At 43.3% G+C, this 12,100-nt stretch carries 9 protein-coding genes; 2 read left to right on the top strand and 7 right to left on the bottom strand.

The genetic code is table 11. The features are described from left to right. Positions 1–83: 83 nt before the first annotated feature. From dpp5 to pyrG, 4 genes are all read right to left on the bottom strand, one after another. Entirely contained in the window at positions 84–2,183 is a 2,100-nt protein-coding gene (gene dpp5, locus ACHLI0_RS03815; RefSeq protein ID WP_490748481.1) for a dipeptidyl-peptidase Dpp5, read from the bottom strand. A gap of 47 nt (positions 2,184–2,230) precedes the next feature. Then, on the bottom strand, positions 2,231–3,562 hold the full coding sequence (gene bexA / locus ACHLI0_RS03810; RefSeq protein WP_055218294.1) for a multidrug efflux MATE transporter BexA: 1,332 nt from the start codon (positions 3,560–3,562) through the stop codon (positions 2,231–2,233). A gap of 85 nt (positions 3,563–3,647) precedes the next feature. Continuing rightward, the gene (gene yidC / locus ACHLI0_RS03805; protein ID WP_490748480.1) at positions 3,648–5,504 is read right to left on the bottom strand and encodes a membrane protein insertase YidC; all 1,857 of its coding nucleotides are present in this window, start codon (positions 5,502–5,504) and stop codon (positions 3,648–3,650) included. A gap of 55 nt (positions 5,505–5,559) precedes the next feature. Further along, positions 5,560–7,173: a CTP synthase gene (gene pyrG / locus ACHLI0_RS03800; protein ID WP_195583392.1), complete on the bottom strand. Its 1,614-nt coding sequence runs from the start codon at positions 7,171–7,173 to the stop codon at positions 5,560–5,562. A 184-nt stretch (positions 7,174–7,357) separates the two neighbouring features. On the opposite strand from pyrG, the gene ACHLI0_RS03795 reads away from it, so the two are divergent. Further along, complete coding sequence (locus ACHLI0_RS03795; RefSeq protein ID WP_011107340.1) at positions 7,358–8,809, top strand: DUF3078 domain-containing protein; 1,452 nt, start codon at positions 7,358–7,360, stop codon at positions 8,807–8,809. 95 nt (positions 8,810–8,904) lie between these two features. Here ACHLI0_RS03795 and ACHLI0_RS03790 read toward each other — a convergent pair whose 3' ends face one another. The 3 genes from ACHLI0_RS03790 to ACHLI0_RS03780 form a co-directional block, all read right to left on the bottom strand. Further along, on the bottom strand, positions 8,905–9,690 hold the full coding sequence (locus tag ACHLI0_RS03790) for a DUF4373 domain-containing protein (RefSeq protein ID WP_008763177.1): 786 nt from the start codon (positions 9,688–9,690) through the stop codon (positions 8,905–8,907). A 26-nt stretch (positions 9,691–9,716) separates the two neighbouring features. After that, entirely contained in the window at positions 9,717–10,085 is a 369-nt protein-coding gene (locus tag ACHLI0_RS03785) for an SH3 beta-barrel fold-containing protein (RefSeq protein WP_490748479.1), read from the bottom strand. Positions 10,086–10,312: 227 nt separating this feature from the next. Beyond that, a complete protein-coding gene (locus ACHLI0_RS03780; RefSeq protein WP_011107341.1) occupies positions 10,313–10,711 on the bottom strand; it encodes a DUF4119 family protein in 399 nt (132 codons plus the stop codon). Positions 10,712–10,798: 87 nt separating this feature from the next. On the opposite strand from ACHLI0_RS03780, the gene ACHLI0_RS03775 reads away from it, so the two are divergent. Continuing rightward, positions 10,799–11,755, top strand: a complete 957-nt coding sequence (locus ACHLI0_RS03775) for a tyrosine-type DNA invertase cluster 3b (protein WP_008765099.1) — start codon at positions 10,799–10,801, stop codon at positions 11,753–11,755. Positions 11,756–12,100 lie beyond the last annotated feature (345 nt).

Genomic DNA, 12,100 nt, shown 5'->3' with positions numbered 1-12,100 from the left:
CGGATTTTAGATGTAATGCAGAAGGCTCTGAACTCAATTTGATTTGAGAACAGAGCCTTCATTATTTGTCTAATATCAAAGATTTATTTTGCAGGAGTCTTCAGCCACTTATCCAGCCACTCAAAGAAAGTGCGTTGCCACAAGACACCATTCTGCGGTTTCAGTACCCAGTGGTTCTCGTCCGGATAAATTAGCAACTCTGCAGGTACACCACGCATTACAGCGGCATCAAATGCGGCCATAGCCTGGTTAGCCAAAATACGGAAATCTTTTTCTCCATGAATACAGAGAATCGGAGTATCCCATTTTTCCACGAAGAGGTGAGGGGAGTTGACGAAAGTACGTTGTGCTATCGGATTCTGTTTTTCCCAGTACGCGCCGCCCATATCCCAGTTGGCAAACCATTTCTCTTCTGTTTCCAGATACTGCATTTCCATATTGAAGATTCCGTCATGAGCGATAAATGCCTTGAAACGTTTGTCGTGATGACCGGCTAACCAATATACGGAGAATCCTCCGAAACTAGCGCCCACACATCCCAGACGATCTTTATCTACATACGATTCTTTTGCCATCTCGTCGATAGCAGTGAAATAGTCTTTCATACACTGACCACCATAATCACCACTGATCTGTTCGTTCCATTCCACTCCGAATCCCGGTAATCCGCGACGGTTCGGGGCTACAATGATATAGTCGTTGGCAGCCATAATCTGGAAGTTCCAGCGATAAGACCAGAACTGGCTTACCGGACTTTGAGGACCACCTTCACAGAACAGCAATGTCGGATATTTCTTGTTCGGATCGAATTGGGGAGGATAGATCACCCATGTCAACATATCCTTGCCATCCGTCGTTTTCATCCAGCGACCTTCTACCTTACCCATTTCCAGCTGATCATAAATATCCTTGTTCTCCTGCGTCAGTTGAGTGGCAGAACCATCCAATGCTACCGTATAGATCTCATCACCCATACTCATTGAGTGGCGTTTGGCAATCAGTTTGTCGCCGAAGAGTGCTACCCCTTCATAATCATACATACCCGAAGTAATCGCCTTTACAGAATCATTCGTCAGGTCAAGAGAATAAATCTGAGTTTCTCCATGCCATACACCTGTAAAATAGATGGTCTTGGCATCGTTGCCCCAGACAAACGCATCCACATTAGACTCAAATGCTTTGCTGACAAAACGTTTCTCTCCGGTTTCCAGATTCATGATAAACAAACGGTTCAGATCAGCTTCATATCCATCGCGCTCCATGCTTTGCCATGCAATGTACTTGCCATCCGGAGAGTATTGCGGATTGGTGTCATACCCCTTGTTTTCTTCGGTGATATTATCCGTTTTCTTTGTATTCAGATCATACACATAAATATCCGAATTGGTAGAAACAGCATATTCCAGCCCTGTTTTCTTGCGACAGGTATAAGCCACTTTGTCCGAAGTCGTATTCCATGCCAGCTGCTCAATGCCGCCCCAAGGTTTCATCGGACTTTCGTATGGTTCTCCTTCCAGTATATCCACGATATTGGAAATACCATTACCGTCAAAGTCAGCCACGAAAGGATGCGGAGCAGTTGTCACCCATTCATCCCAGTGCTTATACATCAGGTCGGTGACAATAATACCTGTAGCTTTCGGCAGATCCGGATATTTATCGGCAGTGCTTTCTTTGGTTTTCACTTGCGAGATGAACAGCAGTTTCTTGCCGTCCGGTGAGATAGAATAACCCTCGATGTCACCGTCGTAGTTGGTCAGTTGTTTACGACCGCTACCGTCCGGATTCATTTCGTATAGTTGGCTGCTTCCGTTGTCGTTGCTCAGGAAAGCCAGCTTCGTTCCTCCTTTTATCCAGGTCACCTCATTCTCCTGATAAGGAGTGCGGGTGATTTGCCGATTATCGCTGCCGTCCGCGTTCATGACGAAAACTTCGCGATTACTCTTGTTCTCCGGTACACTGTAGTATGCTACTGTATACGCAATTTTCTTTCCGTCGGGCGATACCGCCAGTCCTCCGATACGTCCCATTGCCCAAAGGGCTTCAGGCGTCATACGCTTCCCTTCGATCTTAATATCGGATTTTTCGATAAGCACCTGATCCGTTTTGCCCGCGTCTTTTGTTCCGCCGCAGGCAGCTAACAACATTGCTGCCGACATCATAAATAGATTTGCTTGTCTCATATTTTATAAAAATGTTTATTTTCTTGCGAAGATAATGAAAAAAGGATTTAAATCTGCTTTTTCTGCCAGTTTCCTTTCTTCATATACCAGTAGCAGAAGAGGAGGATAAAGATTCCATACACACTTTCTGTTGTCCAGGCAAACGCAATGTCCATTTTAAGGTAAAGAATAAAATAAGTAGCGTAAGCTACATAAATTGTCAGTACACAAAGTTCCATGGCCAGTGCCGTGCGTGTGTTACCTGTTCCCGATACCGACTGGAAATACACATTGGCTGGTACCAGCACTACGTAGGCTGCGCATAACACCCATAAAGAAGGGATGGACGCAGCCCTCAAATCGGGCATATCCGTGTATATACGCAGAATCAGGTCGGGAAACAGACAGAAGAATATCAATATCGGCAGTACGAACACATATCCGATACGGATGTGCTGATTGATGGTTCCCCGTACACAATCTTTTTCGCCGGCACCGATAAGGTTGCTGACCAAAGATCCGCAGGTTGCAGCAAAAGCCATGGCGATCATAAACGGGATGCCCGACACATTCCGGATAATGTTCGCGATAGCCAATGACCGTTCTCCCAGGTGTTCCACGAACAGGAAGAACATAAACCAGGTAGATAAAGAAACGAAGTTCTGAATCATTGTCCACACGGAGACATTGAGAATCCGCTTCAATGTCCGGCTTTGGAATTTCGGCAGGATATTCAGTGCATACTTCTTGCAGTCGATCCGCTTCCAGGTATAGATGATAAAGAAAATCACCGATACCAGCTCAGCGAGGGATGAACCGATGGCTGCACCGGCAATGCCCAATTGCGGGAAACCGAACTTACCGAAAATCAGGATATAGTTGAATACCACGTTAGAAAGCACCATCACGATGGAGTTCAGCGTCAGCGTCTTGGTCTGTGTCGTACCGACAAAGAAGGCGCGGAACATCACTCCGACAAATGAGAAAAAGAACCCGTACACCCGCCAATGAATATAACTTTCCGCTGCATCATAAATGTGAGGGGACGAAATGATATTCTTTAAAATAAATGGCGAGAATACGATGGAAAGTGTAAACAGAATCGCAGCAACCACTACCAGGAAATAAATCCCCTGATAGAAAATCGGTCCGATTTCCTTGTAGTTTCCTTCCCCGTTGCGACGGGCGATCAATATCTGTGCTCCTACGCTGAATCCGAATGCCATCATGAAAATAGCCAGGTAGTAAACCCCGGCGATGGCGGATGCTCCTAATTCAATTTCCCCGACACGTCCAAGAAAGGCCGTGTCCGTCATGCCGATCAGTTGCTCCATAATCAGGCTGATCAGGATAGGGTAGGCGATCGTCCAGATTTGTTTATAAGTATATTTTGTCTTCATATTAAGTTTGTTTTTTAGAGAAAGAAAGCCGGACAAACCCCTTTCGGTTGCCCGGCTTTCTCAGAATATATCTTCGGATAATTTCTTATCGTTTATTCTGTTTTTGCTGCTGTAACTGTTCCTGTTGCTTTTGCATAGCTTCCAGGCGTGCAGCAAATCCGGTCTTTTTCATTTGTTTCGGGTCTTTTTTCTTAGCTTCCAGAATAGCCAGTAATTTTGTTTCGTCTGTAGTTTTACGCAACAAAATCATGGTTCCTACACTAATCAGTGTTGACACGAAATAATAATAGTTCAATCCCGAAGGATAGTCGTTCAGTACGAACAGGAACATAATCGGCATCAGATACATCATCCATTTCATCGCAGCCATTTGCGGTTGTGCTCCTGTATCCTGCATCGTCATTGTATACTTTGTGTTCAGGATGTTGGTTACCGTCATCAGCAAGCAGAACAAGCTGAGATGGTTGCCCAGGAACGGGATATGGAACGGGAATGTGATGAACGCGTCGTAAGTGGACAAGTCGTCCGCCCACAAGAAGCTCTGCTGACGTAACTCGATAGCGCTCGGTACGAACATGAACAATGCCATCAAGATCGGGAACTGCAATAACATTGGCAGACAGCCGCCCATCGGGCTCACGCCATACTGGCTGTAAAGGCTCATCACCTCCTGCTGTTTCTTCATCGCATCTTCCTGCTTCGGATACTTCTTGCTGATCTCGTCGATTTTCGGTTTCAATACACGCATCTTGGCAGAAGACATGTATGTTTTCCAGGTAGCAGGGTAAACTACCACCTTCACCATGATCGTCAGAATCAACAGTACGATACCCATGCTCAAGCCCCAGCCCGACAGCCAGTCGAATACGTTGATCGTGATAAACTGGTTGATCCAGCGGATTAACGGCCAGCCCAGATATACCAGTCTGTTAAGTTCCCATTTCTCTGTACGTCCTTTGTCCAGTGCCTTCAAGGTCTTGAAGTGGTTCGGGCCAAAGTAGAAGTACATTTCTGTCGGTTGTTTTCCGCTCGGATCGAAGAAGGTACTCATTTCTGCAGAATAATCCTTGATATATCCGCTTCCTTGTTGTTCCATTCTTGACTTCACAGAAACCTTGTTGAAGTCCTGGTCTGCGATGAATACAGAAGAGAAGAACTGGTTTTTGAATGCTACCCAGTCTATCGCTGTATTGCCCAGATCCTTTTCGTCATCCTTGGCAGCCGACAGATTATCTACATTGTCACCTTTTACCTTATAAGTCAGCTCTGAGAGGCGGTTTTCGTAAGTGAATCCCTTTTCCAGCTGGCGTGCACGCTGTGTCCAGTCGATGTCTACATACTCCGTACTGGCCAGTTTGCCTTCCATGCCTGTTGCTTTGATTTCAAAGTTCATCAGGTAGCTGTTCGGTTTCAGCGTATAGATAAAATCGATGTAGCTGGCGTTGTCCGCAGCCAGACGCATAGTTACGCTGCTGTCTGTCTTATTGACAGCTTCGAAGTAACAGTCTTTTGTCTGGATGGCTCCTTGCTTGTTGTAGAAGTTGAAACTCATGGTAGCATCATCACCGTCGAACAGTACGACAGGGTTTGTCTTATCCTGTCCTTTGTATTCTTTCAGCATAGCCGAATATACCCGTCCGCCTTTCGTAGTGAAAGTGATTTCCGCTACGCTGTTCTGGATGCTTACTTTGGAATCAGTTCCATGCATCGCGTTGAAAAACAGGGCAGAAGAATCTGCTGCCACCGCTGCACCTTTGTTTTCATTGGCGAGTGCGGCTTCTGTTTTTGCTTTCAGCGCTTCCTGCTGCTGTTGCACCACGGCAATAGAATCGTAGTATTTCTTCTGCGCAGCTATCTGCTCCTCGCTTGGACGGCTCAGATAACTGAATCCTACTAATAATATACCTATTAAAACGAGACCTGTAATGGTGTTTTTATCCATTCCTATTAATTATGAATTATAAATTTTTAAATAATAAATTGCCAACTGTCAATTGTCAATTCTTCTCGTTCTCGATGGCTGCCTTCACGAAAGCCACAAACAACGGATGCGGGTTCAATACCGTACTGCTGTATTCCGGATGGAACTGAGTACCGATAAACCACTTCAATGCCGGGATCTCAACGATTTCCACCAGATCCGATTCGGGGTTAATACCCACGCATTTCATACCGGCAGCTTCGTATTGAGCCTTATAGTCATTGTTGAACTCATAGCGATGGCGGTGACGTTCCTGAATATGTTCTTCGCCGTAAGCAAGGTATGCTTTCGATCCTTTCTGAAGCACACATTCGTAAGCGCCCAGACGCATTGTACCTCCCATATTGGTGATCGCTTTCTGTTCCTCCATGATGTCGATCACGTTGTGCGGAGTCTTTTCATCCATTTCGCGTGAGTCGGCATCGGCATATCCCAATACATTGCGGGCAAATTCGATAGCGATACATTGCATACCCAGACAGATACCGAAGGTCGGGATATCATGTGTACGTGTATATTTGATGGCAACGAACTTACCGTCGATACCACGCTGACCGAATCCCGGACCGATCATCACGCCTGCCATGCCTTTCAAGGCTTCGGCTACGTTCTCATCTGTCAGTTTTTCGCTGTTCACAAAGTGAACCTCCACTTTGCGGTCGTTGTAAGTACCTGCCTGTGACAATGCTTCACGGATTGACTTGTAAGCATCCTGCAAGTCATATTTACCTACCAATGCGATGTTGATGGGGGCTTTCGTTTCAGCAGCATGGCGGCGTTCCAGGAATTTACGCCACGGACCTAGTCCCGGAGTTTCTCCTACGGGCAACCCCATCTTTTCAAGGATTGTGCTGTCCAGTCCCTGTGCCTGCATCAGGAGAGGTACTTCATAAATTGTTTCTGCGTCGATAGACTGCACGACAGCCTTGTCATCCACATTACAGAATTGAGCTACTTTTTTGCGGAGTCCGTCGCTCAGCGGGTGTTCGGCCCGAAGCACCAATACGTCCGGCTGAATACCTACGCTCTGGAGTTCCTTGACAGAATGCTGTGTCGGTTTGGTTTTCAGCTCTCCGGCAGCGGCAAGATAAGGCACATATGTCAGGTGTACGCAAAGAGCGTTCTTACCCAACTCCCATTTCAACTGGCGGATACTTTCGAGGTAGGGGAGTGATTCGATATCACCTACCGTACCACCGATTTCGGTAATTACAAAATCGAACTTGTATTTGTTACCGAGCAATTTTACGTTCCGTTTGATTTCATCCGTGATATGAGGAATCACCTGGATCGTTTTACCCAGATAGTCTCCGCGACGTTCTTTGTCAATAACACTTTTGTAGATACGTCCCGTAGTGATGTTGTTAGCCTTTGTAGTCTGAATACCCAGGAAACGTTCGTAGTGTCCCAGGTCAAGATCGGCTTCATGGCCGTCTACGGTCACATAGCATTCTCCATGCTCATAAGGATTCAATGTTCCCGGGTCGATGTTGATATACGGGTCAAACTTCTGGATGGTTACATTGTAACCTCTTGCTTGCAGCAATTTACCGATGGAGGATGAGATGATCCCTTTTCCTAAAGAAGAGGCAACACCACCGGTGACGAAAATATACTTTGTTTCTCCCACAGCTATAACTGTTTTAATTATTTTTACTTAGTAGTTTCTTACGAACTTAAAAAGCGCAAAATTATAAAAAAAAGGGGAAGAATGCAGACTTTCCCCTCTACAATTTTATTAAAAAATGCAATTTTGAAAGATTCCTATGTTTTCTAAACAAAATAATGTAGATTTGCACCAAATTAGGAATATTATGAGAAGAGAGTTATTATCATTCGTAGTTTTTACCTCGACTTTATCTTTATCGCTTTCAGCACAGACCGCCACTCAACCTTCTACCGTAGTGGCAAAAGCGAAAATTGTGAAGGCAGACACGCTTTCGTCAGAACTTCAGAAGTATTTAATGCTTAAATTGAATCTGTCCGGAGAAACTCCTAAATTGGACACTGTATCAATCTTATATAATAAGTATATCGGTCAGTTGGACTATCTGAATGACCCGTCTGTACCGGAACGTTATATTCCGTCCGATCCTGACTATTTTCGTCTGTTTACTCCGTTAGCCTATTATTATGCTCCGATGGCGCAGTATTCAAAGGTGGATTGGAAACCGGTACAGTTTGACTCTTTGCCCGACAACTTGAAAAAGTTGACAGCGGAACTTCTTCCTTATGATACTTTGGCATATACGAAGTCCGAGCGTGCCAATCAATCGGTCAATAAAGCACTGATGGCTCTTTATCTCAATCATCCGGAACTGGTTGTCACCACGGAAAACCGTATCATGAGCCGTGATGTCTTTCGTAGGGATGTGAAACCGAAGATTTCTCCGAAGGCATCTGTTGTCCATCTTTTCCAGCCGGAAGAAATGAGCAACGATGTGGGCAAGGCAAAAATGAAAATCAGCCGTCCTAACTGGTGGGTTACCGGAGGTAACGGTTCTTTGCAAATCAGCCAGAACCACCTTTCTGAGAACTGGTACAAGGGAGGAGAAAGTAACTTTGCCGGTCTGGCTACCTTGCAGCTTTATGCCAATTACAATGATAATGAGAAAGTCCTTTTCGAAAATCAGTTGGAGGCTAAACTGGGTATGACATCCACACCGTCGGATAAATTCCATGATTACCTGATTAATACCGACCAGTTCCGTTTGTACAATAAGTTAGGATTGAGAGCGTTAAAGAACTGGTACTATACTATTTCTTCCGAGTTTAAGACTCAGTTCTGTCACGGTTACAAAGCCAATAGCGAAGAACTTGTTTCTGCATTCCTGTCTCCGGCGGATTTGGCAGTCAGTATCGGTATGGATTACAAATTGAATAAGCAGAAATTCAATCTTTCTGTTTTCATCGGTCCGCTGACTTATAACTTGCGATATATCGACAATTCGGAAGTAGATGAAACCAAGTTCGGTCTGGAGAAAGGCAAATGCTCTAAAAACGACTTCGGTTCTCAGTTGCAGTCAACGTTCAACTGGAAAATCATTTCGGCTGTTTCGCTGGAATCCCGTCTGAACTATCTGACCAATTACGAATGGGTACGTGTGGAGTGGGAGAATACATTCAACTTTGTTTTGAACCGCTATCTTTCTACTAAACTTTACGTACACGCCCGTTTTGACGACAGTTCAAAACCAACCGTTGAAAATGGCAGCTTCTTCCAACTGAAGGAATTGCTGAGCTTCGGTATTAACTATAAGTGGTAAATTTTTTTAGGCACGGATTACACAGATTTCACGGTTTCAGGAATTGAGTAACTAAAAACCGTGTTAATTCGTGTAATCCGTGCCTTATTTTATCTCTATGTCCTCAACGTTGAAATGATATACCTTCCCGGATTATCAATCTTTCCCCACTTGGTGGTAGACAGCGTGATCCATATCTGCGTCCCCTTCTTTCCATAATCCGATAGCTTGAGAATAGCTGTAATTTCTTTCTTGTTTGTTACTCCATGTTGTGCCAGGCTGTCCAGAAGTCCTTTGACATTGTGCGTACTCTTGTTGTAGGCATAACCGGGGATTTCGAGCGAAGGCGAAGCCGTATTGTCTTCTTCCTCTTCTGCTTTCCTTTTCTCTCCTTTACTTTGTCCGGAAATGTCAGCAATTTCGGGTGAAATGTTCTCATTTTCCAGTTTCAATTCACCTTGTACTGACGAATTGTTTGCATCCTTTGTATTATTTTCCTTTTCCTGTTTTTGGGTGTCATTGACTAACAGGTAGGGCAAATCTTCTAACTTTCTTTTCCTGCGGCAGGTAGCATCTATCCAGATGTGCTGAATTTCAAGGGAAGTCAATATCTGAAACTTCTCATAGCTTTCTTTGTCAAAGAATCCTTTGTCAAGCAAAATTTGAATGATTCCGTCTATCTCTTTTCCTTTCAGTTCTCCTCCCAGTTTGCGGGCAAAAATCAACGATTGTTCCTCACCCCATGGGATGTAATATCCTTCTTTGAATATTTTACATAGAAGTTTGCATACAGCTCCATCCACTCTGATGCCATATTTGGCTTCAGCCAGTTCAATGGCATCTCTGTCGAAAAAGTTTACGGTAAGCGGGAAATAGTCTACGCTTAAATAAGTTGTGCTCATATCAGTCTTATTGTTTGTTTTTAAGTTTATACAATTGGTTTCCAATCGAGAAAATTCTCAATCTGAAAGGTTCTCCATCCTTTCTCTTCCATGCACCAGAATATGAAGGTACTGTGTACCTGCTTCATGTCATAAGAGTGGTGAAAGTCTTTGGAATAAGAAATGAGAGTGCCTGTAACTAACTGAAAACTACCGTTCTGTCTGTAATATGCGATGATGGCATGGCCATATTGCATGTAGTCTGCCAGTGATTTCACTTTTTCGGCTATTCGTTCTGCGATCGTTTCCGAATAACCTTTCTCTGATACGATACGTTTTTTCCATACTTCTGTTAATCGATCTCTTTCTTCTTCTTCTGTTTTGTTAGTGGCTATCAGCCGTTTTTCTTTTGTCATTACATTATAAATTTGTTAGTAAAATAGTTATATTTAAAGAAAAGGCGGAACTATCTGTAGGATGCTTACACTATCGTGCGATGATAGTTACACTATCCTGCCGGGATAGTGACACTATCTTGCTGTTATAGTGACACTATAATTTCTGCGGGATAGTTCGTTCATTTCTTTATCTAAAAAACGGGGGCAAAAGTATAAGTTGTATTTTTTCGCTCCAATTATTCTTGCTATTTTCTACTGTGATACTTTGATTTGTATTGTTCTTTCTCTTCTTTTTCGTGCTTCGAAATTATTCCGATTCCTTTGCTTAAACTGCTAATTTCGCTGAGTATACTCCTGAATTTCATTAATCTATATCCATGATGTGTGTTTACGTAAAAGATTCTCCAGTCTGCAATGTACTTGGCTAGTCCTGTTAAAGATTTTACGTAGGAATTAAACTCGTCATCTTCGTAATAAGTGCGAAGACAGGCAATGAAATAGTGTTTTTTTTCGCCTGTGATGCCATTTCTTTTTCTGACCTCATCGATGTCAATAATTTCGTCATCATCCTGATAATCAGTTTCAAGACTTCTCTTCTTTTGTGTGCCAGTTGCATTTTTCAGGCATTTTTTTGTCGTTGTCATTTCTTTTGATTTAAATAAAATTAATAAATGGCATTAAGATGGAAATTCCAAATTTTCGCCCTATAATTGTATATAAAATAACTAGTGATGCAAATAATGAATAAAAATGGATTTAGCCGATGTGGGGAACTATACATCGGCCTTTTACGAAAAGAAGGTCGTTTTTCTACGGCACATGTCTATCAAAATGCTCTTTTCTCTTTTAATAAATTTTGTGGTAATGCCAGTGTGTCTTTCAGGCAAGTCACTCGTGACCGATTGCGTCGTTACGGGGAACATCTGTATGATTCGGGCTTAAAACCGAATACGGTATCAACGTATATGCGTATGCTTCGCAGTATCTATAACCGTGGGGTAGAGTTGGGTAGTGCGCCCTATGTACATGGTCTGTTCCGTGATGTGTATACAGGAGTGGATATCCGTCAGAAAAGGGCTCTTCCGGTGAGTGAACTCCGACGGCTTCTTTACGAAGATCCCAAGACGGATTGTTTGCGGCGCACACAATCGATTGCTGCTTTGATGTTTCAATTCTGTGGGATGTCTTTTGCTGACCTTGCTCATTTGGAAAAGTCGGCTTTAGATTGTAATGTGCTCCGATATAATCGAATTAAAACCAGAACTCCAATGAGTGTGGAAGTTTTGGATACTGCTAAGGAGATGATGAATCAGCTTCGCAATTCCCAGTCATCGCGTCCGGGGTGTCCCGATTACCTTTTCAGTATCCTTTCCGGTGATAAGAAACGTAAGGATGAACGTGCTTATCGTGAATATCAGTCTGCACTTCGCCGGTTTAATAATCATTTGAAAAGTTTGGCGAGGGCTTTGCACCTGACTTCTCCGGTAACTTCTTACACGATTCGCCATTCTTGGGCAACTACTGCAAAGTTCCGTGGAGTTCCAATTGAAATGATCAGTGAATCTTTAGGGCATAAGTCTATAAAGACGACACAAATTTATCTGAAGGGGTTTGAGTTGAAAGAGCGTACAGAGGTAAATCGTAAGAATTTGCATTACGTGAAGACTTGCCCTTTAGGGCGGATTTGAATGGATAAAAATTTGATAATCAGCACTAATAGTAGTGTGTTACTTCTTAGGTAACGGATTTAAATTTGACGCAAAGATAGACAAAAACACATGTATTAAACAAATAAAAACCTACTTTTTTTCGATTTAACCCTGAATTTGAAAAAAAATGTATCTGAACATGAAAAAGGCCTATTTTCATGCTTAGGAATTTATATGCCCAATTTTCCTAAGAATCTCTACTTTCTCTAAAGCCAAGATGCTCTCAACCCTCATTAGTCGATACTTTTCGACTTTTTCCTCCCGATTTATTATGAAGTGTACTTTTCTGTTACCTAAGAAGTAACGGAAAAACATGGGGTAAAA

It is taken from the genome of Bacteroides sp. RCH18 (assembly GCF_058231005.1).
This window is presented reverse-complemented; position numbering and strand designations above follow the sequence as displayed.